The sequence below is a fragment of the Vibrio sp. QJM3NY_35 genome, assembly GCF_057785915.1.
Genome location: NZ_CM173507.1, coordinates 753,953 through 776,081 on the forward strand (window position 1 = coordinate 753,953; position 22,129 = coordinate 776,081).

Sequence of the window (22,129 nt, forward strand, 5' to 3'; positions counted from 1 at the left end):
AAATCAGTGACTTACCGCCCTTTCCAAACGTTTGGTGGAGCTGGCGGGAGTTGAACCCGCGTCCAAAAATCATTCATCATTGGTACTACATGCTTAGTCGATCTTTAATTTCACCAGCAACCTGCGAACCGACACGCTAGTTAAAGGCTAACCTGAATTATAATTCGCGCTTTTCCTCTCAGGTGGGAGAAGCCACGCTAGCTAGTTTGGGTTTGATCTCTTATTGGTCCCCGTCTTACGAGCGGAAGCTAGGGTAAGAGAGCTCTGAGCAGGTTATTAAGCTGCTAGTGCGTAGTTTTCGTCGTTTGCGACTATTTTTTTGCGGCTTTTAACGTGGCCAACCGCCCCACGGCATGCACCTCAGACTTCAAAATTCCTGTCGAATCCTAAATCAGCCCCAAGTGTTATTTGCATAGTACCAGAAAAGCTTAACCTGTCTAGCACTGTGCGTTTAAGTGCTTAAAATTAACGCAAATTACTCTTCATAATTCGTGCTTTATCTCTCGCCCAATCTTTTTCTTTCATATCAGTACGTTTATCGTGCAGCTTTTTACCTTTCGCTACGCCAACTTTAATCTTCGCCCAAGAGCGAGACCAGTAAAGTGCGGTTGCAACAAGTGTCATGCCTTCACGGTTAATACGACCGATAAGGTTGTCGAGTTCTTTTCTCGACATAAGGAGTTTACGGATACGTGTTGGGTTCGCCACGATATGAGTACTCGCCTGAGTCAGCGGAGTGATCGTCATACCACTGATGAATGCTTCGCCATCTCGGATGTACACGTAGCTTTCTGCGATATTGGTTTTGCCTTCACGTAGGGATTTTACTTCCCAGCCTTGTAGCTCAAGCCCCGCTTCTATCTCATCATCGATGAAATATTCGTGGCGAGCTTTCTTATTAAGCGCAATGGTATTGCTACCGGCTTTTGATTTTGATTTATTCTTTGCCATAATGGCCTCATTATACGGATTGCACCCTAGTTGGGGAATCCTTTTTATTTGCGCTCTGGCCCAATACAATTAAAATTGCAGTTTGTGTTAATGTAACGCTGTCTTTAACAGGAGTCTATATGCCAAAGGTTACTCGTTCAGCATTAGTGTCGTTTAGTGCCGACCAGATGTTCAGCTTGGTCAATGATGTTGCTCGTTATCACGAGTTTTTGCCAGGGTGTTCTGGTTCACGTGTGATCGAATCTTCAGATTCAACTATGGTGGCTTCGGTTGATGTCTCTAAAGCGGGTATCAGCAAAACATTTACCACATCGAACCGTTTAGCTGATGGTGCTGAGATCTTGATGGAGCTGGTGGACGGCCCGTTCAAGAAGCTGCAGGGTGGTTGGTACTTTACTCCGCTTGATGAGCAAGCTTGTAAGGTTGAACTTAAGCTAGAGTTTGAGTTCTCTAGCCGAATGATTGAAATGGCATTTGGTAAGATTTTCAATGAGCTGACGAGCAATATGGTCAGTGCTTTTACTCAACGCGCGAAACAGGTTTACTAAGCCATGACTATTGAATCGGATATGATCCACGTAGAGGTTGTGTTTGCACTTCCGCATGAACAGCGTGTGTTTACTTTGGTAGTGAACAAGCACGCGACCGTTGAAGAGATCATTGCGCAGTCTGGTGTTTTGGAATTGTATCCAGAGATCGACTTAGCGAAAAATAAGGTTGGTGTATTCAGCCGTAACGTGAAGCTTGATGCGACGGTTCGTGATAAAGACCGTATCGAAATCTACCGTGCGCTATTGGCAGATCCAAAAGAGATTCGTCGCAAGCGTGCTGAACAAGCAAAAGCGGCCGCAGCTAAATCGTAATGCTAAACAAATTTAAGTTAGAAGAGAGCTCGCATCTGCGAGCTTTTTTGTGCCTGTTAGTTAGACACAGCAGCTAATTTGTTAGCAGATGTTAAAAAGCCTGCTCATATGAGCCAACACCTATCATTTAAGGTGTTTAGATAGCACAGTGTAGCGAGTCTTACTAAAACGAACGGTCCTATCTTTGGGCCGTTTTTGTTTTTCGGGCAAAATATAACGTTTCACTCGCTCTCTCATTGCTCGCAGCTTTTTGGGAACCGAACCTGGGGAGGCGATAGCACACCACATTAGCTCATCTTGAATATCTCGAAGTGCCATCGTAAAGCTTATCCTAAGTGGCGAGACTTCAGCCTCTTTTGCTATTCGGCTAATCTCCAGACGGATTAAGTTATACGCGATAAGGATACCCCATATCTCTTGCTCTACACCCTCTACAGATTGACTGCGGAGCAGGATTTCATCTCCAAGCATGTCATGCTTAATCTCGCCATAGCTATTCTCGATTTCCCACCTTTCGAAGTACACATCTAATAATGATTTTAAACTGTATTTTCTATCTGTTAGAGAAGTTAGCAGCCCTTGTATATGATTGGGTTGCTGTTCAACGTCATCGGGATATAGAGTTAGCCTAGCTTTCCACGTTTCAGGGAGACTCGGGGCTTGTTTTCTAGCCTGGGGAGAGACTTTCATCTCCACAATCAGATCTCGCCCATCATCATCGAGCTGCTCGATGATTTCATATTTCACATTTGACTTTATTGGCGTCATCCAGTGGCTTGTTCCATGCTCTTGTTGCCAGTTAAGCATTAGTTCTGCGCTCAAGTAGCAACGGTCAAAAATGGTCAATGAATTCGGAACTGCTGATGAAATTAAATCTTTTGCATAGCTGATTTCACCTTTAGAACTATCCCCAAAAGCCACATCATGAATAAGGCGACTCCGTAGTGATGTGAGTGCGCACATTCGAACGATTGGGTACTCAGTGTGCCTGTCTTTTCGGTAGTAAACATATTGATAATGCTCAGCTAAGCTTGGGTTATCGTGAGTTCTAAACTGTGTGCCATCGATTGAAAATAGGCTCAAACCATTCCATTTATCACCCGCATCTTCCGACTGTGTCCAGTGCTTTGCTGTGATTGAGAATAATGACTTTAAAGGCTTAGCGGTGAGGCGTTTTCTTGCCTGAGGAATTGCACTAGGTGCAATCGTTTCACCCAATGAATTAGACAATTTGAGGTCGAGCTTATCGAGTACATCGGTAATCGGTCTATCTCGATATAGACCAATACCAACGACTAACCATACAACGAGTTCTGCGGGTAGCTTTCTACGGCGCATACTCGCTTTATTCGTTTCAGATAAAGCTTGGTTTATCCAATCTAGCGGAAGGTCTTTTTGGAACAAAGAAAGAGATTCTGGATTAGCAAAATCGTCAACATCGATTAACCAGTGTGACAGCATAAAAAAATACCCTTAAACAAAAGTGCTTAAGGGTATTGTTAACCATCTGTAGGATCGTTCAACTGATCAGGAAAATGCTTAAATGATCAGTGTTAGCTCATATGAGCAGGCTTTTGCGATTCTTGCTTTGTCGACTGATAGCTTTATCGGCTGAGAGTTTTGTTGACTGGAAAGCTAGCGAAGGCTTTCGAAGAACTCATCACTGGCTTCAAAATCACCATTGATCGTTACTAGAGTGCCCGTAGCATCAAAGTTTACGACAAGGTTTTTCTGAATAGGGTCGTTGTGACCTTTCTGATGGTGGTAAATGTAGTACCACGTATCTGGGTAGCCATTTTCGATAAGCATAGGTGAGCCCATAACGTAACGAACTTGTGTTTTTGTCATGCCAAACTTGAGCTGGTCGACAGCTTCTTGTTCAACATAGTTACCCTGATTGATGTCAATTCGATAAACCAACTTCTCTAATAGAGAGCAACCGGTCAACATTGTTAGTGCAAGTGGAACTGCAACTAACCACTTTTTAATTCGCATAGTTTGAGATCTTTCTTCGCTAAAATACTGCCTGATAATAAACAAGCTCCAGCAAGAAGTAAAAAGCTCCTTGCGCTTTGAGCTTGTTATGACTGGCAATTTTGAATTAAGTTGCAAAATTGCCAAGAATTTTCGGTAAATTATCAGAAAATTGCTGAATATGTAACCTAAGCTGCGATTAATAGCTCTTTTGCGTTGGCAAGCGTCGATTCGGTAATTTGGCTGCCACCAAGCAGTCGAGCAAGCTCTGAAACACGTTGTTGCTCATCAAGAGTGTGCATTTGAGTCTCTGTTTTGCCCGATTTCGTGTTCTTCGCTACAAACAGCTGTTGGTGACCGCAACCTGCCACTTGAGGTAAGTGAGTCACACACATCACCTGTGTAGATTCGCCCAGCTTGCGAAGCATTTTTCCGACAACCGCAGCGGTTGGTCCACTGATACCCACATCGACTTCATCGAAAATCAGGCTTGGTGTGTCCACTTTTTGCGCTGTGATTACTTGAATCGCTAGTGAGATTCGTGATAACTCACCACCAGAGGCCACTTTCGCAATCGGCTGCATTGGCTGACCTGGGTTGGTCGACACAATGAAGGTCACGTTATCCATCCCTAGTGGGGAAGGGTGTGTGTTGGTATTGTTCACTTCAATGGCAAACTGCGCTTTTTCCATGCTCAGTTCGTGCATGCTTTGCGTGATCAGCTTGTTGAGCTCTTTTGCGTAACGAGTTCGAGATTTATGAAGCTTCTCGGATTTTGCAACGAACGATTGGTATTGGTTTTCTACCTCGTTGGCTAATTCTTCTAACTTTTCATCAGAGCAATCCAGCGCTTCTACTTGTTGTAATAAGTCTTGATGATGCTTATAAAGCTCTTCAGGCAGCACGTGGTGTTTACGAGACATCGACATCACTTTAGAGAAACGTTCCTCAACGTAAGCCATACGACCGGGATCAACATCAATGCAGTCTAGGTATGTTCTTAGCTCGTTGTTGGTCTCTTCGATCTGAATAATGGCTTCAGAAAGCAAGTTCGGTAACTCGGCCAATCTTTCATCTAGCTCAGCTAGCTGAATTAAGGAGTTATTGGCCGATTGCAGAATACCAAGCGCATTAACTTCTTCGCCTTCATAAATAAGCTCGATAGCTTGCTGACAGGTTGTGGCCAGTTCTCCGCTATTGGAGAGGCGCTTATGCTCTTGTTCGAGGTCTTCATATTCTTCCTCCCCAATAGACAGCTCATTTAACTCTTTGATTTGGTACTCAAGTAGTTGTTTTTGAGCTTGGTTTTGCTGGCTATTTTCACGTAACTCTTTTAAGTGGTTATCCGCTTGTCGCCACGCTTGGTAAGCATTACGTGTCGATTTCAATAGGTTCAAGTGACCTGCATATTGATCAAGCATGGCCATTTGGTAATCGTTTTTCATCAACTGGTGATGCGCGTGTTGGCCATGGATGTTGATCAACAGTTGTCCAAGTGATTTCAATTGTGAAAGAGGGACAGGGCTACCATTGATGAATGCACGAGAACGACCTTCTTTTGAGATGGTTCTGCGCAGGATACACTCACTGCCATCAAGCAATTCGTTGTCTTCTAACCAGCGGGTAGCATGCAGATTGTTCTCAAGTAAAAAAGCGGCACTGACTTCGGTTTTTTCTTCACCTTGTCGAACCATTCCTGCATCGGATCTTCCTCCAAGGCACAAGCCTAAAGCATCGATAGCGATAGATTTACCCGCACCAGTTTCACCGGTGATTGTTGTCATGCCTTTAGAGAGTTCTAGCTGTAAAGACTTAACAATAGCGAAATTATTAACACTTAAATGAGCCAGCATTTTTATTTACCTGTATAACTGAACAATACTGTATATAAGCTCAGTATATACTGTTTCTTTATACAGTAAAGTCGGCAGGTTAAAATTTTTTGCGACAGCTCTCAGAATTAAGCTTGTCTGTAGATCACTGAAACCGCTATAGATTCCCAACTCGGTCGTTCCTTCCTCTTGGGAATGACGATGTGGTGGATTGGCGTAAAGACAGAGATGGTGGGCTTTTAATCGGTAATAAAAAAGGCTGACGAATGTCGTCAGCCTTTGAAATTTTCGGTTATTGCTAGAGCTGTTTAGTCAGAACAGCTTACTCGACCAACCTAGTTTGTTACGTAGAACGTGGTAGTAATTGTAGTCCTTAGGATGGATCAGTTTGAGTACATTTGGGCTTTGGTAAATGTGGATCTCATCGCCAGGGGAAACAGGCAGCGAGATTTGACCATCACAGCTCACTTCCTGAGTTCCGCGGTTATCAGGCGATACGATCAGCTTGATACGACGCTTGCCATCCACCACAAGTGGGCGACTTGAAAGGGTGTGTGGGAACATTGGTACTAGTGAGATCGCATTTAGGCTTGATGACAGGATAGGGCCGCCGCCAGAAAGCGAGTAAGCGGTAGAACCTGTTGGCGTAGAAACGATCAAGCCATCAGAACGCTGCGAGAAGGCAAAGCTGTCGTCGATATACACTTCAAACTCGATCATGTGTGCAACTTGACCTGGGTGAAGTACCGCTTCGTTTAGTGCTGCATTATGGCTTTTTATTTGGCCGTGACGGTGAATTTCCGTTTCAAGCAGGAAGCGTTCCTCTTCCATGAACTCGCCTTTGAGAACATCAGTAAGCGCACTCTGGAAGTTTTCAGGGTTGAGATCGGTTAGGAAACCAAGGTTGCCTCGGTTAACACCAATCACTGAAATGTCGAAACGTGACAAGATTCGAGCGGCACCGAGCATATTTCCGTCGCCGCCGACCACAATGGCGAGATCGGCGCGTTTACCTAATTCAATCAGGCTAGAAAAATGTTCTTTTGGGATGTCGTCTAAAATAGTGGCGAGTCTGTCATCAACAAACACTTGATAACCCTCAGCACTTAACCACTGATAGAGCTCTCTATGAGTCTGAATTGCTTGCTGATCTCGAGGTTTACCAATAATGGCGATGACTTCAAATGGCTTTTTCATAACGTTTCCAAACGAATTAGGCTTGAATCAAAATTCTTCATCCCCATAATAAAGGCAAGTTGAACGTCTATGCGAGTGTTTTATATCAATTTGGGGCGCAAACACGCCTGTCACTTGCATTGAAAACGAATTCTGGAGATATCATGAGCAACGAAGAAAACAAAGTAACCGAAGAAGAGCTAGATCAGATCATCGCTGAAGCTGAGAAAGTTGAAGAAGCTGAGCTGAATGAAGACGCTGCTGATGAGCAGGAAGCAAAAATCGCTCAACTGGAAGCTGCACTGCTTTCTAGCGAATCTAAAGTGAAAGAGCAACAAGATTCTGTTCTTCGCGCGAAAGCTGAAGTTGAAAACATGCGTCGCCGTAGCGAACAAGAAATTGATAAAGCGCGTAAATTCGCTTTGAACAAGTTTGCTGAAGGTCTACTTCCTGTAATCGACAACCTAGAGCGTGCAATGCAAGCGGCAGATGCTGAAAACGAAGTGGTTAAGCCTTTGTTCGAAGGTGTTGAGCTAACGCACAAAACGTTTGTAGATACAGTGGCTAAGTTTGGTCTTAAAGAGATCAACCCTGAAGGTGAAGTGTTCAACCCTGAATTCCACCAAGCAATGTCTATCCAAGAAAGCCCAGATCATGAATCAAACACGGTTATGTTCGTGATGCAAAAAGGCTACGAACTAAACGGTCGTGTAGTTCGTCCGGCAATGGTTATGGTTGCTAAGTAATTAAGTCGCTAAGTGATTGACTGGCGTACTTACTGAATAAGTAGGGGCTGCAACATAATTCACTGGCTACCGTAAAATGAAAAGAGAGGCATAGGCCTCTCTTTTTTTGTGCCTATAACTTGAGAATCCACGTAAATAGTCATCAAAACCGCATTAAGAATGCCGTTCTTTTTATTTTATCCATATCAACGGTTTAGAGTTTTATATTATGAAACTGGTTGTTAATTAAGAAATGTTTTGATGTCACATTTGTAATGTTTTTGTAAATAAACACTTTTAATTGTTATCTTTGTATGTAAAATCCACTGCCATATAGCGATTTTAGTCGCATATATAACTATAAAAGTAAAAATTTTAAACACAACAGACTGGAGAAGAACGATGGATAAATCGCTCTCAAGTAAGATTTTTGTAGGCTTGTTTGCCGGCCTACTTATTGGTACTGCTATTCAGTACCTATTCAGCGGTATTGCTATTTTTGACACTTACCTACTTGGTGCTGCCGAAGGTGCTGGTGGTATGTTCGTATCACTTATCAAGTTGCTGGTAGTGCCTCTTGTATATGTATCTATTGTTTGCGGTATCGTTGAACTAAAAGATATCCGTTCATTTGGTCGTCTTGGTGGTAAAACCTTTGGTCTTTACATTATTAACACCATCATCGCGATCTCTGCTGCTCTAACTATTGGTCTTATTTTCCAACCTGGTGCTGGTGCAAACCTAGCAGGTACGGTTTCTGAGACAATCGCGCTTACAACAACTGAAACACCAGACATCTTCTCTCTTGTTGTTAACATTGTTCCTAGCAACCCTGTAGAAGCGTTCGCAAGCGGCGATATGCTACAAATCATCTTCATGGCAATTTTGACAGGTCTTGCTATTCAAGCTCTTGATTCTCGTGGTGGCCCAGCTATCAAGACATTCAAGATGGCTAACGAAATCATGATGAAGCTTATCGGTCTAGTAATGAGCTTGGCGCCTTACGGTGTATTTGCTCTGATGATTCAGCTGGGCGCAACACTGGATGCAGACACGCTAATGTCAGTTGCTGGCTATGTGGCACTTGTGGTTGCAATGCTTGTGTTCTGGATTTTCTTCTTCTACCCGATGATGGTTGGTTCATTCACTGGCATTTCTCCAAAGCAGTTCCTACGTGCAACTCGTGAACAAGTTCTATTCTCACTATCTACAGCAAGTTCGAATGCAACAATCCCAGTAACAATGCGTACTCTAACTGACAAACTAAACGTATCTAAGTCAGTTGCGGGCTTCGGTGTACCGCTAGGTGCAACGATGAACATGTCTGGTGTATCTATCTACATCGCACTGGCAACTATGTTCGTAGCAAACGCATTTGGTCAGCCAATCAACACTGCTGATATCTTCACTCTAGGTCTAACAATCCTGCTTCTTTCTATCGGTGCTGGTGGTGTTCCAGGTGGCGGTGTAGTAATGGTAGGTGTTCTATTGCACCAACTAGGTTTGCCACCAGAAGGTCTAGCGATTGTTGCTGCTGTTGACCGTATCTGTGACATGTTCTGTACTTCTTCAAACGTAGTAGGTGATACAGCGGTTAACACTATCGTTGCTAAGTCTGAAGGCGAAATCGGCGTTGAAATAAACGAAGAAGCTGAACTACAGAAAGCAGAAGCATAATTCTTAATTAAGATTCGATAGTTAGAAGCCCCGCTCAATGAGAGCGGGGCTTTTTTGTTTCTGATGATAAGTGCTTTGGGCTATCTGATAACTTGGCTAAAAAGATCTCTGATTGGTGTTAAGTCTCATTTTTTCTTTTTACTCGTGCCGAATTGGCCATCAGTTTTCAATCTTTAATATAGCTCACATATAATAATACAATATTATTTTATTGTTCTGGCAACCTACATTATGACGACATAAAGGAAACCAAATAATGAAGTTGTCTTACCTTAGCTTACTGACTGCTAGCCTCTTAGCGGCTCCCGTTCTTGCTTCTAATCACGATATTGGTCAACAGTTCAATCTTGATCCAGCAAAAGCACCTGCACAAAACTTCGATTTATCTAAATGGAAAATTAACCTACCGGAGCTAACGACAGAAGGCTCTAGAAAAGGCAAAACATTGGAGATCGGTAAGCAAGAATTGTCGAATGTAGACACGCCTTACGTTCATCCTAAGTGGTTTTACACCGATGCCGAATCTGGCGCGATGGTATTTGTGGCTCCGAATACAGCACCAACGACACCAAACAGTAAGAATACGCGCAGTGAGCTGAGAGCGATGCTGGCAGATAGCTACTCGGCGCCGAGCAACAATTTCGCGATTTCAAGCCATGAGAATGCAGAAGAGTTTGGTTCTATCGGTGGTCAAATGACGGCAACACTTTCTGTTGATCAGGTGAGTACCAGCGGTAGCTACAAAAAAACAGGCGCATTCTCGGTAGTGATCGGCCAAATTCATGGTTCAGACAATGAGCCACTGAAAATTGTTTACCGCAAGTTGCCAGAACATGAGCATGGTTCGTTAACGTGGAACTATGAGTTAAACCCGCCGACAGAGATGAAAAACGCGAAGGATGAAAACGGAAAGAAACTTCGTAAAGACATTCGCCATGATGTATTTGGTCAATACAATCTGAAAAAAGGCAGCTCGGATCCTGCTGCTGGCATCAAGCTAGGTGAAGTGTTCTCATACGATGTGAACATCAAAGATAACATCATGTACTTAACCTTTACTAAGAATCCAAACTCAGCCGATCCTATTGTGAAGACGTATGATGTTGATTTGGCTAAGGGTAAGTATCAGGGGCATGATATCGACCTTGGTTATGGACAGGACTGGATGTACTTCAAGGCGGGCGCATACAATCAATGCAACACTAAGAAGTCGAGCTCAGCCTGTGAATGGCGTGGTATGGAAGCGGGTGATTACACTCAAGCGAGCTTCTACCAGTTAGTGCTCAACCAATAATATGGCTGAATCAGTCACCATTTGAACAATATTTAACTGATTAATATATATTTGAAAAAGACCTTCTACATGAAGGTCTTTTTTTATGGCATCTGGAATAGGGTTGAGGTTTCAATGTGGCGACAAATGCGAGAGTTTCTCAACATTGGAGCCTTAATTGGCAAGGGATCGGTCACTTTTTACCTTTATGTAAAAAGATACGGGAAAAAATCAGATTTTTTTTACTTTTTCCCTTGAAAACCAGTTTGCAGCCCTTATCTATGGTGCATACGAAAGCAAATTACATTTGCACTTTAATTTTGTGTATTAGGGTTGATTCCCTGATTACCACCCCCACATATGTGGGTATAGCAAAAAACTAAATAATATATATTCGGAGATGGCCTGATGGGTAAAATCATTGGTATTGATTTAGGTACTACTAACTCTTGTGTTGCTGTTCTTGACGGCGACAAACCACGCGTACTAGAGAATGCTGAAGGCGAACGCACAACAGCATCGGTAATCGCATACACTGAAGGCGAGACGCTAGTTGGTCAACCTGCAAAACGTCAAGCTGTTACTAACCCTCAAAACACACTGTTCGCTATTAAGCGTCTAATCGGTCGTCGTTTTGAAGATGAAGAAGTTCAACGCGATATCGAAATCATGCCTTTCAACATTGTTAAGGCTGACAACGGTGATGCATGGGTTGAAGCGCAAGGCCAAAAAATGGCTGCTCCTCAAGTATCTGCTGAAGTTCTTAAGAAAATGAAGAAAACAGCTGAAGACTTCCTAGGTGAAGAAGTAACTGGTGCAGTTGTAACTGTTCCTGCTTACTTCAACGATGCTCAACGTCAAGCAACGAAAGATGCTGGTCGTATCGCTGGTCTAGATGTTAAACGTATTATCAACGAACCTACTGCTGCTGCTCTGGCTTACGGCCTAGACAAGCAAGGTGGTGATCGCACTATCGCTGTATACGACCTTGGTGGTGGTACATTCGATATCTCTATCATCGAAATCGATGAAGTAGAAGGCGAGAAGACTTTCGAAGTTCTTTCAACTAACGGTGATACTCACCTTGGTGGTGAAGATTTCGATAACCGCATGATCAACTACCTAGTAGATGAGTTCAAGAAAGAGCAAGGTATCGACCTTAAAGCTGATCCACTAGCAATGCAGCGTGTTAAAGAAGCAGCAGAAAAAGCGAAAATCGAGCTTTCTTCTACTACTCAAACTGACGTAAACCTACCTTACGTTACTGCTGATGCGACTGGTCCTAAGCACATGAACATCAAAGTGACTCGTGCGAAGCTTGAGTCTCTAGTTGAAGACCTAGTTCAACGTTCTCTAGAGCCACTAAAAGTAGCTCTAGCAGATGCTGACCTATCTGTAGGCGAAATCACTGACGTTATCCTAGTTGGTGGTCAGACTCGTATGCCTATGGTTCAAGCTAAAGTAACTGAATTCTTCGGTAAAGAGCCACGTAAAGACGTGAACCCTGACGAAGCTGTTGCAATGGGTGCTGCTGTTCAAGGTGGTGTACTAGCTGGTGACGTTAAAGACGTTCTACTACTAGACGTTACTCCTCTATCTTTCGGTATCGAAACGATGGGTGGTGTAATGACTAAGCTTATCGAGAAAAACACAACTATCCCTACTAAAGCGGATCAAGTGTTCTCTACAGCTGAAGACAACCAAAACGCAGTAACTATTCACGTTCTTCAAGGTGAGCGTAAACAAGCGACTTACAACAAGTCTCTTGGTCAGTTCAACCTAGAAGGTATCCAACCAGCACCACGTGGCATGCCACAAATCGAAGTAACATTCGACCTAGATGCTGATGGTATCCTGAACGTATCTGCTAAAGATAAAGCAACAGGTAAAGAGCAAAAGATCACTATCCAAGCATCAGGCGGTTTGTCTGAGGAAGAGATCGAAGCGATGGTACAAGAAGCAGAAGCTAACAAAGAAGCGGACAAAAAGTTCGAAGAGTTAGTTACTACACGTAACCAAGCTGACCAAATGATCCACGGCACTAAGAAGCAAGTAGAAGAAGCTGGTGAAGCTCTACCTGCTGACGAGAAAGAGAAGATCGAAGCGGCTATCACGGCACTAGAAGAAGTTAAGTCTGGTAACGACAAAGAAGCTATCGACGCTAAAGTTCAAGAACTTATGCAAGCAGCTCAGAAGCTAATGGAAATTGCTCAACAGAAAGCTCAAGCTGAACAAGCTGGTGCTGACGCTGGTGAACAACCTAAGCAAGACGACGATGTGGTAGACGCAGAGTTTGAAGAAGTTAAAGACGACAAAAAATAATTTCGTCACAGAGTAGCCTGATTTCGTTGTCGGAAGTGCTCACCTACTAGCGTAGGCTCCGCGCTTCCTCCTAGAACTCAAGCTATCTGCTTAGAAATTTGTCTCGAAGACTTATTAATACGGGCGTCAGAGGTAACTCTCACGCCCGTAAATTTGTATTTAGACTTGTCGATCTAGATAATAGCTTTATTCGGCGTTTCAGCCGGCAGAACTTTTATCTAGATTGATACACAGACTACTGAAGTGATCATTCGGTAGTAGCAATTATTTTGGTGACCTAGAACATGTCAAAACGTGATTTTTACGAAGTATTAGGCGTAAGCCGCGATGCATCAGAGCGCGATATTAAAAAAGCGTACAAACGCTTAGCGATGAAGTTTCACCCGGATCGTAACCAAGGTGACGATACTGCGCCAGAGAAGTTTAAAGAAGTAAAAGTAGCGTACGAGATCCTGACCGATCCACAAAAGAAAGCAGCTTATGACCAATACGGTCATGCCGCTTTTGAACAAGGCGGTATGGGCGGCGGCGGCGGTTTCGGCGGCGGTGGTCAAGGTGATTTCGGCGATATTTTCGGTGACGTATTTGGCGATATCTTCGGCGGTGGTCGTCGTGGTGGTGGTCAAGCGCGTGCACAACGTGGTTCAGATTTACGTTACAACATGGAGCTTTCTCTAGAAGAAGCGGTTCGTGGTGTTTCTAAAGAAATCGAAGTACCAACACTTGTTGAGTGTGATATTTGTGATGGTAGCGGCGCTAAAGCGGGCTCTTCAGCACAAACATGTGGCACTTGTCATGGCCATGGCCAAGTACAAATGCGTCAAGGCTTCTTTGCGGTTCAACAGACTTGTCCTACTTGTAATGGTAAAGGCAAGATCATCAAGGATCCATGTAACTCATGTCATGGCCAAGGTCGCAAACAGAAGACTAAAACGCTTAACGTTAAGATCCCTGCTGGTGTTGATACTGGCGACCGTATTCGTCTATCTGGCGAAGGTGAAGCGGGAGAGCAGGGCGCTCCAGCTGGCGACCTGTACGTACAAGTTCACGTAAAAGAGCACAACATCTTTGAGCGTGACGGCAACAACCTTTACTGCGAAGTACCAGTTAGTTTCACCATGGCAGCATTAGGTGGTGAAGTTGAAGTTCCGACATTGGATGGCCGTGTAAACCTTAAGGTGCCAGAAGAGACACAAACGGGCCGTATGTTCCGTATGCGTGGCAAAGGCGTGAAAGGCGTTCGTGGCGGCGGCGTGGGTGACCTAATCGTTAAGCTAGTGGTTGAGACACCGGTTAAGCTAAGCTCTCGTCAGAAAGAACTACTGCGTGAATTTGAAGAAACATGTTGTGGCGAAGCGGCAAGCAAGCACAAGCCAAAGTCTGAAGGTTTCTTCAGCGGTGTTAAAAACTTCTTCGATGACCTAACTAAGTAATCAATTTATTGATGTCTTCGGTTATTGATAAGATTAAAAAAAACCTGCTCATGTAGCAGGTTTTTTTGTATCTCAAATCTGGTTCTTTCTCTTCACCTGAAACCCTCATCACACTACATCCAGCAGGCTTCTGGGTATTCGACATTAGCACTGTCGAGAGTGAGCACTTTCTGGTTTTGTCCATCGAAGCAGTTGTCTTTATCTTGACCTACTCCCGACTGAGGTGTTGCTGTAATCGTATAGGCAGCAGAAGCAGAACTGGTGACACTGAAAACAAAACGACTCGCTTCGGTATCGCAGATCAAACAATCGCTTCCCGAAACAATACCACTCCAGTCATAACCGCTGTCATAGGCTGCTTCTAGTTCTAATTGAATTCGAGCTATGTCAGCGAGTGCGCTAGTTCGATGTCCAGTCATTACGTGGTTGGTATAGCTCGGATAGGCGACAGCCCCCAAAATCCCAATGATGGCAACCACAATCAATAACTCGATCAATGTCATCCCTTTTACGCGCGTGTTGTTGCTGTTGCATATATTTTTTCGAATCATCACGAGGACTTCCTTTTCACTTATCTGGCTATTTTTCCTTAGTGTTAGCATATGCGCAAGATTGAGTACGATTGCTCAAGTTATTACATAGGAATTTGGGAAATGACTCGCGGGTTTACGCTATTAGAGCTGCTGATTACTATAGTGGTGCTTTCAGTGCTACTGGCTGCGGCTGCCCCTAGTTTTAGTTCTTTGTTGGCTTCTTCTAAACTGCAGCGCTTAGCCCCTGAGGTTCATAGTTTTCTTATTACTGCCCGATCAGAAGCGGTCACTCGTAACCAAGAGCTTTATGTTTTGTTCTTGGTTTCAGGTGCCTTAGGTGGAACCGAAAGTTCTGATGGTGATTGGGATATGGTGTTGAGCAGTTCAACATCTTACGTTTCTGATAATGTACTTATGCATCTTGATGGTTCGGCATATAGAGGTATAAAAGTAGACTTTAATTTCTCCAATAGTACTTCAATTGCGATCGATAACGTCAGGGGACGTTTTCGAGACGGTAATGTTTCACTCGCCTCCACGAATGCGCTGTCGGATGTACTTTCAATCATCGCATCGAAAACGACAGGGCGGATCCGAATTTGCAGCAGTGACCCAAACAGCGATGGGCGCAATAGCATAGGTCATTATGGTTATGAGATCTGTGGCTAGGAGTGTTCAAGGTAGTACCTTGGTCGAAATGTTAGTGGCCTCTGTGATCGGTGTGATTGTTATCGGTACTATCGGCTCGGTATTTGTTACCAACCAACGTTTGAGTTCAGAAAAGAGCTTGGAGCTGCTCTTATCTCAGAACCTATTCGCTACTACTCAAATGATGAAAGAGGAGCTCTGGCGAGCCGGTTATGATGCAGACTCTGGACAATCAGTGAAGCTATCGGGCGCTGCCAATACGATTTATACCTTTCAATCCAGTGCCAGTGAATCTTACGTTGGTTTTGTTTATCGACAAAACAGCGCATCTTCGGCCTATCGAAACATTGTCTATCAATTTAAGGGTAATAAGCTGAACTATTGCCAAGAAGAATCTTCTTATTTATTAGATATCACTCAGATTACGTCATCTGGTTTGGGAGCAATGACATGTGAAAGTTTGTTTTTCGAAAAGCAAATAGAAGTAGAACTTTTTTTGGTTTCTGTAACTGAGTTATCTAACAGTCTGGCAACCTCGCAAAGAGTCGATATCGCTCTAGAAGCTTCTCTTGTGAATGCAGATGAAAGTCAGAGAGTAGTGACTTCAGTGGTACAAAGGAATTGGCAATGATGCGATTAAAGCAAAATGGAGCGGTAACACTACTTCTAGTCAGTATTCTATTGATTGGTGTGCTGATCGTTTCTCTTGGTAGCTTTAAAACCACTTTTTACCAAATAAAGCGTGCTCAAAACGAGGTTCAAGCTCGCAAAGAACATTGGGCCGCCGAGGGGGGATTGGAGTGTGGTCTAAGCGTTATTATTGAAAACAGCAGTACCGCGATCCCAGGTGATCTCCTGGATTCCTGTAGCAACAAGCTTTCTTCATTAGATAAATCATCCGATAACGCCAATATCCTTGTCTCAACCGCCAACAGAACATCGATTAATAAAGAAGTTCGATTTTCTAATGATTCGGGTTTGGGGGCCATACAAGCAATATCGGCTCTCGAAATTATTTCCGAGGACATCATGGATATCGACCCTGAACTCAGTGAAACCAGTAACAACGGTGTATATGAGTGTGTGGCAGTTCGGTTTTTCGACTCTGTTATACACACCAAAGGTACAGGGGGGAGCTTAACCACCGTTTCTCATCCTGAGAATGCACCTGCAGATTTTAGCGCTTGTAAAGATGCGGTAACTGACTTGAGTGAGAGCGCAACGATTACCGCATCGGGTAGTGATCCTAGCGGTGCTTTTATGAGTGATTACGTTCATGACACCAATCTAAATGGTTTCGAAAACTACTTCGGGGTAAAGAAAACAACGGACAATATCAACGCCCTTAAAAGTAATGAATATGAGGTAATAAACCTATTAGAGACGGATTCTCACGGGAATACCGTGCATGTAGATTTCGATTCAAACACAAATAAATACGTGGGCAAGGAGTGCAGTACTCGAATCAATGATGCCTTTTCAGCTGGTAAAACTAAGGTGTGGGTCATTGGGGACTGTGTAGTTTGGCACCCAGCCATTAATATTGTGGATAGTGCAGGAACGATCACACCACGATCTTTAGTGGTCGAAAATGGGATTTTCGCAAATGGAAACGCCAGTGTACTTGATGGTGCTTTTTATCACTTGAATGACATGAGTGTCTTCAAGGATGCTTCAGGTGCTGAAAACAACACGGACTTTCTTGCTGATAGTTGGGATAAGTTACCAGCAACGATGGATTACTCTTCATTGGTTAAAGAAAATAGTACCTATATAGCTAACGCTTCCTTCTTCCCTAAAGGAGGCATATTTTTGGATTCAATCGGGGGGCTTTCTACGATTAAAGGCTCGATGAATCTAGATTATCGAGGAGAATACAATCCGCATGATGAACCTGTCGAAATACAGTGGAAAAAGGGCTCATGGAGTGATTTCTAACCAGCGTGGTTTTAGTTTACTTGAAGTACTTATTTCTTTTCTACTGGTGGGCGTGGCCGCGTTAGGCATGGTCAAGCTGCAGACCTACACTGAGCAGAAAGCCGACTATGCGATTCAGAGTATCGAAGCGCTGCATTTTGCAGAAAGGCAGATGGAGTATTATCGAACTCGGGCGTCTAATGCGAGTGGGGCGGTAGGTTTAATTCCTTTTTCGGAACTAAATCAGGCGAGTCATTGTCTCAACACAGCAAGTTCAGACCCTTTATCTGGTTTGTCGGGTTCTGCCTATGCCATGACTTGTGAAGTGACTGATGCAAACGGTGCTTTGTCTAGTGCGTTAAAAAGCATTACTGTCACAATTGCATGGCAAGATCGTATGAACCACGCACAACGTATTTACCTCGAAACTATGCTCTCCAAATACAGTGAGTTTGATTGACCCTCAAGCAAACGTTTACTGCATGCCAAGGCTCATGCCACTCCTTTTACTGATAATTTTCACTCCTCGGACATTGTTTATGTGCTAGTTAAAACTCTGTATATGGAATGGTGTTTTTTGTGTTTTTATATTGTTGTGGTTGTATGGTATTTTTGCAAAATATGTCTCCATTTATGGAAAATTAGGTGGAATCTTGTGCTTTTTAACAACGACTTTAATAGAATATGCGCTGTACCAATAGGCCGTGGTCAAAACTTATATTAGGCCTAAACAAAACAACATCACATATGGAGTTACAATGAGTAACCAAGCCGTAAAAAAAGCACCATCGACTGACAAGATCAGTGGTATGGACCGTTTTCTAAACTTCATTGAACGCGCTGGCAACAAAATTCCAGATCCAGCAATCCTGTTCTTCTGGGCTCTAGTTATTGTATGGGTAGCATCTGCACTTTTATCGAATCTTTCATTCGACTTAATCAACCCTCAAACGGGTGCTGCTCTTGAAGTAAACAACCTACTAACTGGTGAAGCGCTTGCTAGCTTCCTAGCGAATATGGTTACCACGTTCACAGGCTTCGCACCTCTAGGCATCGTACTTGTTGCTATGCTAGGTGTAGGCGTTGCTGACTCTTCAGGCTTCATTACGACTGGCCTTAAGAAGATGCTTAACTTCACGCCAGCTAAGCTACTAACGCCAATGCTAATCCTCGTTGCTATCGTGTCTCACACAGCAGCAGATGCAGGTTACGTTCTAGTAATCCCTCTTGGCGGTATCATCTTCCACGCTGCGGGTCGTCACCCTCTTGCGGGGATTGCAGCAGCGTTTGCTGGTGTATCAGGTGGTTTCTCTGCAAACTTCATCCCTTCAGGTATTGACCCGCTACTAGCTGGTTTTACTCAAACAGCGGCAAACGTTCTTGACCCTGCATATGTGATCAACCCTCTAGCGAACATCTTCTTTACTGGTTTGTCTTCAATTCTAATTGTGGCAATTGGTTGGTACGTTACAGAGAAAATCATCGAGCCTCGTCTTGCTAATACGCCTGTAGATGAAGATGCAGAACAAGCACCTGATCTAGGTACGTTCACAGCCATTGAATCTAAAGCATTCAAATTCGCTGGTTGGGCAATGGTTGCCGGTATTGGTCTGCTTATCGCGGCTCTAATGCCTGAAAACTCAGCACTTCGTTCACCTGAAGGCGAACTAACGGCGTTCTCAGCACCAGTGATGAAGTCTATTGTTCCTCTGATCTTCATCCTGTTTATTATTCCGGGTATCGTCTACGGCCGTGTAGCGGGTACATTCAAGAATAGTAATGATGTTATCAAAGCAATGTCTGAGACGATGGCAACGATGGGCGCATACATTGTAATGTCGTTCTTCTGTGCTCAGTTCCTATCTGCATTCGCTCAATCAAACATCGGTACTATGCTGGCACTTTACGGTGCTGAAGGCTTGAAAGCGATGGACCTTCCAGGTGAAGCAACGGTTGTTGGTATGATTCTACTAACGGCTGCAGTTAACCTTCTTGTTGGTTCTGCTTCAGCTAAGTGGGCACTGATTGGTCCTATCCTAGTTCCAATGCTAATGGTTGTGGGTATCTCTCCTGAGCTATCTCAAGCGGCTTACCGTGTAGGTGACTCAGTGTCTAACATCATCTCTCCACTAATGGTGTTCTTCCCACTGGTTGTTGTTTACTGTCAGCGCTACGTTAAGTCGACAGGTATCGGTACTCTAGCTTCTCTAATGATGCCATTCTCGATTGCTATGCTAATCGGTTGGTCTATCTTCTTGCTAGCTTACTGGGCTCTTGGTATCCCACTAGGTATCCAAGCTCCTTACACTTACACAATGTAAGCGAAGTAAGAAAAGCAAAAGTAAGTAACATAAAAATCATCGAAGCCCGCACCGAAATGTGCGGGCTTTTTTTCGCTATTTTTTATATCCAAAACTTTCTATATCCAAAACTTTTTATATTCAAAATAAAGGCACTCAGCTTATACTCCGGATTACGGCTAATTGTTGGCCGGTAAATTTAGGAAATCCAAGCCACATGAAGATTCTGCTTTTAGTAGGGTTAATTGTTTTAAATGGTCTGTTTGCCATGTCAGAGATTGCATTGGTAGCAGCAAAAAATAGTCGGCTGAAACGCTTAGCCGAAAAACACCGTTCCGCTCAGATTGCTCTTGAGCTCAAAGAAAACCCAACCCGCTTCCTCTCGACAATCCAAATCGGTATCACGGTAATCGGCCTACTCAGCGGTATTGTGGGTGAGGCGACGCTATCGGCTCCACTGGCCGTTCAACTTGAACTGTGGGGATTAGACCCAACACAAGCGAATATCTTGTCTACTGCGGTTGTGGTGGTGGGTATTACTTATTTCGCTATCGTTGTCGGTGAGTTGGTACCAAAGCGTTTTGCTCAGTCCCAAGCTGAAAACATTGCTGTGTTAGTCGCGCTACCAATCTTCTGGTTATCTAAAATTGCAACGCCGTTTGTGTTTGCATTGTCGGCTTCAACCGAAGGTATTCTTAAGTTGATGGGCCGAGTCGGTGAAGAAGATAGCGTTACTGAAGATGATATCCATGCACTTGTGAAAGAGGGCTCTGAATCGGGTGTGATTGAACGCGGCGAACAAGAAATGATTCGTAATATCTTGCAGCTTGATGATCGCCTTGTGAGCTCTTTAATGACTCCGCGTCGAGACATCGATTTTCTGGATGTCGACCAACCAGTAGAGCAAATCTTAAAGAAACTACGTTCATCAAAGCACAGTGTGTTTCCATTGTGCCAAGATCACCTCAATAAAGTGGTGGGTACGGTGTCAGCCAAAGCCTTGCTGAATCAGGCCGGCAATCTAAGCATTCAAGTGATCATGGGGCTGTCTCGCTCACCGATCTATGTTCCAAAATCGATGAAAGCTCTGCGTTTACTTGGCTACTTTAAAGAGTCGGGTACTGAGATGGCATTCATTGTCGACGAGTATGGCGATGTTCAAGGTCTTGTGACTCATTACGATATTCTTGAGGCGATTGCTGGCGAACTATCGAATAACCCGAACGATCTTTGGACTGAGCAAGTGGAAGACGGTTTGCTGGTGGATGGATTGATTCCGATCAGTGAACTGAAAAACCGTTTAGAGCTGTCGGATTCTGAGGGTGAAAGCGAGAGCTTCCAAACGTTGAATGGCCTTGTGACTTGGCTAATAGGACGATTACCTGATGCAGGCGAGGTTGTTCAATACCAACAGTGGCAGTTTGAAATTATCTCTGTTGAGAACAATCGCATTGTGAGCATCAAAACGACGCCAATAGCCGATAGCATAGAAGACGCTAATAGCTAGCAGTTCGACCAACTAGCAAGCGGCAATCGTTCATTGTCTCTTGTTGTCTATTATCTCTTTATTGTTCATTATCACGAAGATTAGGTATGCTTCACCGCATACCTAATTTCGTTTTAATCCTTTGTTTTCTGGAGTTCCCTTTGTCAGACCATCAATTCACCCCTCAAGATGAAATCTTCATGCGACGCGCCATCGAGGTAGCGAAGCAAGCAGAGAGTGAGGGAGAGGTTCCTGTGGGTGCCATATTAGTGAAAGATGGGGAGATTATCTCTGAAGGGTGGAACCGTTCGATTGGCAGCCACGATGCAACGGCACACGCAGAAATTGAAACTCTGCGTAAAGCGGGTCAAACCTTAGAAAACTATCGCCTGCTCGATACCACTTTATACGTCACGCTCGAGCCTTGCCCAATGTGTGCAGGTGCTTTGCTACACAGCCGAGTAAAGCGCATTGTGTTTGGCGCTCCAGACTTAAAAGCGGGCGCTGCAGGTACAGTGTTGAATTTGTTTGAAAGTCAGGCCTCATACCACTATGCCGACGTTGAACATGGCTTGTTAGAGGAAGAGTGCCGTGAGCAATTACAATCGTTTTTCAAGCGTCGTAGAAAAGAGATAAAAGAGAAGCGCAAGCAAGAACGTCTGCTGGAAGAGCAGCGTGTAGAAGCAGATATGAAGGCTGGTAACAAGAAGTAGCAGCGAGCTATCGGCACTCTCAATCGCACGAGTGCCAAGCAAACTGACTTGGTAATTACATTTACTCAGCAATCATCTGCATGAAAGCGCGATTGCGCCAAATGATCTTCTTCTTATTATTTGAAAGCATACGCTTACGACGGTTTGCAGCAACGGTCTTATCAAGGCGTTTCGATTTCAGTTTCTTCATCATTTCAATGATTTCCTATGTGTCGTCTGACTTTTTAGTTTGGACTAACGATTTAATTATAGTGTTATTCGTTTGTTTGGCCTGTCGCACACTTGGCTTACTTAGAAGAGCTGTTC

The 22,129-nt window shown here is 43.9% G+C and carries 21 protein-coding genes and 1 other RNA gene; 14 read left to right on the top strand and 8 right to left on the bottom strand.

The genetic code is table 11. The features are described 5' to 3' along the window. Positions 1-32: 32 nt before the first annotated feature. Together ssrA and smpB are read right to left on the bottom strand one after the other, a co-directional pair. Positions 33-399: a transfer-messenger RNA gene (ssrA, locus tag AC3CH3_RS03375) on the bottom strand. A 66-nt stretch (positions 400-465) separates the two neighbouring features. Further along, the gene (smpB, locus tag AC3CH3_RS03380; protein ID WP_004735156.1) at positions 466-951 is read right to left on the bottom strand and encodes an SsrA-binding protein SmpB; all 486 of its coding nucleotides are present in this window, start codon (positions 949-951) and stop codon (positions 466-468) included. 119 nt (positions 952-1,070) lie between these two features. On the opposite strand from smpB, the gene AC3CH3_RS03385 reads away from it, so the two are divergent. Both AC3CH3_RS03385 and AC3CH3_RS03390 read left to right on the top strand, forming a co-directional pair. Next, the gene (locus AC3CH3_RS03385) at positions 1,071-1,499 is read left to right on the top strand and encodes an SRPBCC family protein (RefSeq protein WP_017106599.1); all 429 of its coding nucleotides are present in this window, start codon (positions 1,071-1,073) and stop codon (positions 1,497-1,499) included. Positions 1,500-1,502: 3 nt separating this feature from the next. Further along, positions 1,503-1,814: an RnfH family protein gene (locus AC3CH3_RS03390; protein ID WP_009848325.1), complete on the top strand. Its 312-nt coding sequence runs from the start codon at positions 1,503-1,505 to the stop codon at positions 1,812-1,814. Positions 1,815-1,937: 123 nt separating this feature from the next. Here AC3CH3_RS03390 and AC3CH3_RS03395 read toward each other — a convergent pair whose 3' ends face one another. The 4 genes from AC3CH3_RS03395 to nadK all read right to left on the bottom strand — a co-directional run bounded on the left by AC3CH3_RS03395 (position 1,938) and on the right by nadK (position 6,817). Next, positions 1,938-3,275 carry an IS4 family transposase gene (locus AC3CH3_RS03395; RefSeq protein ID WP_488537130.1) on the bottom strand — a complete coding sequence of 446 codons (1,338 nt, stop codon included), beginning with the start codon at positions 3,273-3,275 and terminating at the stop codon, positions 1,938-1,940. A 174-nt stretch (positions 3,276-3,449) separates the two neighbouring features. After that, positions 3,450-3,809: an outer membrane protein assembly factor BamE gene (gene bamE / locus AC3CH3_RS03400; RefSeq protein ID WP_009848326.1), complete on the bottom strand. Its 360-nt coding sequence runs from the start codon at positions 3,807-3,809 to the stop codon at positions 3,450-3,452. Positions 3,810-3,976: 167 nt separating this feature from the next. Beyond that, complete coding sequence (recN, locus tag AC3CH3_RS03405) at positions 3,977-5,641, bottom strand: DNA repair protein RecN (protein ID WP_488537736.1); 1,665 nt, start codon at positions 5,639-5,641, stop codon at positions 3,977-3,979. Between the two features lie 291 nt (positions 5,642-5,932). Continuing rightward, positions 5,933-6,817, bottom strand: a complete 885-nt coding sequence (gene nadK / locus AC3CH3_RS03410) for an NAD(+) kinase (RefSeq protein ID WP_017066747.1) — start codon at positions 6,815-6,817, stop codon at positions 5,933-5,935. A 143-nt stretch (positions 6,818-6,960) separates the two neighbouring features. Between nadK and grpE the strand changes: the two genes are divergently transcribed. From grpE to dnaJ, 5 genes are all read left to right on the top strand, one after another. After that, on the top strand, positions 6,961-7,542 hold the full coding sequence (gene grpE, locus AC3CH3_RS03415; RefSeq protein WP_076654663.1) for a nucleotide exchange factor GrpE: 582 nt from the start codon (positions 6,961-6,963) through the stop codon (positions 7,540-7,542). 381 nt (positions 7,543-7,923) lie between these two features. After that, on the top strand, positions 7,924-9,198 hold the full coding sequence (locus AC3CH3_RS03420; RefSeq protein WP_488537737.1) for a dicarboxylate/amino acid:cation symporter: 1,275 nt from the start codon (positions 7,924-7,926) through the stop codon (positions 9,196-9,198). A 256-nt stretch (positions 9,199-9,454) separates the two neighbouring features. Continuing rightward, on the top strand, positions 9,455-10,492 hold the full coding sequence (locus AC3CH3_RS03425) for a polysaccharide lyase family 7 protein (protein ID WP_488537738.1): 1,038 nt from the start codon (positions 9,455-9,457) through the stop codon (positions 10,490-10,492). A 387-nt stretch (positions 10,493-10,879) separates the two neighbouring features. Beyond that, positions 10,880-12,793, top strand: a complete 1,914-nt coding sequence (gene dnaK, locus AC3CH3_RS03430; RefSeq protein ID WP_488537739.1) for a molecular chaperone DnaK — start codon at positions 10,880-10,882, stop codon at positions 12,791-12,793. A gap of 284 nt (positions 12,794-13,077) precedes the next feature. Beyond that, positions 13,078-14,226 (top strand): molecular chaperone DnaJ, encoded by a 1,149-nt coding sequence (dnaJ, locus tag AC3CH3_RS03435; RefSeq protein ID WP_010438932.1) that lies wholly within the window; start codon positions 13,078-13,080, stop codon positions 14,224-14,226. Positions 14,227-14,339: 113 nt separating this feature from the next. On the opposite strand, the gene AC3CH3_RS03440 is transcribed toward dnaJ, so the two are convergent. Next, complete coding sequence (locus tag AC3CH3_RS03440) at positions 14,340-14,777, bottom strand: type IV pilin protein (protein WP_488538149.1); 438 nt, start codon at positions 14,775-14,777, stop codon at positions 14,340-14,342. Between the two features lie 102 nt (positions 14,778-14,879). On the opposite strand from AC3CH3_RS03440, the gene AC3CH3_RS03445 reads away from it, so the two are divergent. The 7 genes from AC3CH3_RS03445 (at position 14,880) to tadA (ending at position 21,823) form a co-directional block, all read left to right on the top strand. Next, on the top strand, positions 14,880-15,428 hold the full coding sequence (locus AC3CH3_RS03445) for a GspH/FimT family pseudopilin (protein ID WP_488537740.1): 549 nt from the start codon (positions 14,880-14,882) through the stop codon (positions 15,426-15,428). Then, positions 15,412-16,038: a PilW family protein gene (locus tag AC3CH3_RS03450; RefSeq protein ID WP_029236419.1), complete on the top strand. Its 627-nt coding sequence runs from the start codon at positions 15,412-15,414 to the stop codon at positions 16,036-16,038. The genes AC3CH3_RS03445 and AC3CH3_RS03450 overlap by 17 nt, the downstream gene beginning before the upstream one ends. Continuing rightward, complete coding sequence (locus AC3CH3_RS03455) at positions 16,035-17,345, top strand: hypothetical protein (protein ID WP_488537741.1); 1,311 nt, start codon at positions 16,035-16,037, stop codon at positions 17,343-17,345. Before AC3CH3_RS03450 ends, AC3CH3_RS03455 begins: the two co-directional genes overlap by 4 nt. Further along, the gene (locus AC3CH3_RS03460) at positions 17,335-17,784 is read left to right on the top strand and encodes a type IV pilus modification PilV family protein (protein WP_172380643.1); all 450 of its coding nucleotides are present in this window, start codon (positions 17,335-17,337) and stop codon (positions 17,782-17,784) included. The genes AC3CH3_RS03455 and AC3CH3_RS03460 overlap by 11 nt, the downstream gene beginning before the upstream one ends. Positions 17,785-18,082: 298 nt before the next feature. Further along, positions 18,083-19,645 (top strand): AbgT family transporter, encoded by a 1,563-nt coding sequence (locus AC3CH3_RS03465; RefSeq protein ID WP_019823905.1) that lies wholly within the window; start codon positions 18,083-18,085, stop codon positions 19,643-19,645. 196 nt (positions 19,646-19,841) lie between these two features. Then, complete coding sequence (locus AC3CH3_RS03470) at positions 19,842-21,131, top strand: hemolysin family protein (RefSeq protein ID WP_488537742.1); 1,290 nt, start codon at positions 19,842-19,844, stop codon at positions 21,129-21,131. A gap of 86 nt (positions 21,132-21,217) precedes the next feature. After that, positions 21,218-21,823: a tRNA adenosine(34) deaminase TadA gene (gene tadA, locus AC3CH3_RS03475; RefSeq protein WP_371714501.1), complete on the top strand. Its 606-nt coding sequence runs from the start codon at positions 21,218-21,220 to the stop codon at positions 21,821-21,823. 61 nt (positions 21,824-21,884) lie between these two features. On the opposite strand, the gene AC3CH3_RS03480 is transcribed toward tadA, so the two are convergent. Then, positions 21,885-22,016 carry a hypothetical protein gene (locus AC3CH3_RS03480; RefSeq protein WP_017059878.1) on the bottom strand — a complete coding sequence of 44 codons (132 nt, stop codon included), beginning with the start codon at positions 22,014-22,016 and terminating at the stop codon, positions 21,885-21,887. Between the last annotated feature and the right edge of the window lie 113 nt (positions 22,017-22,129).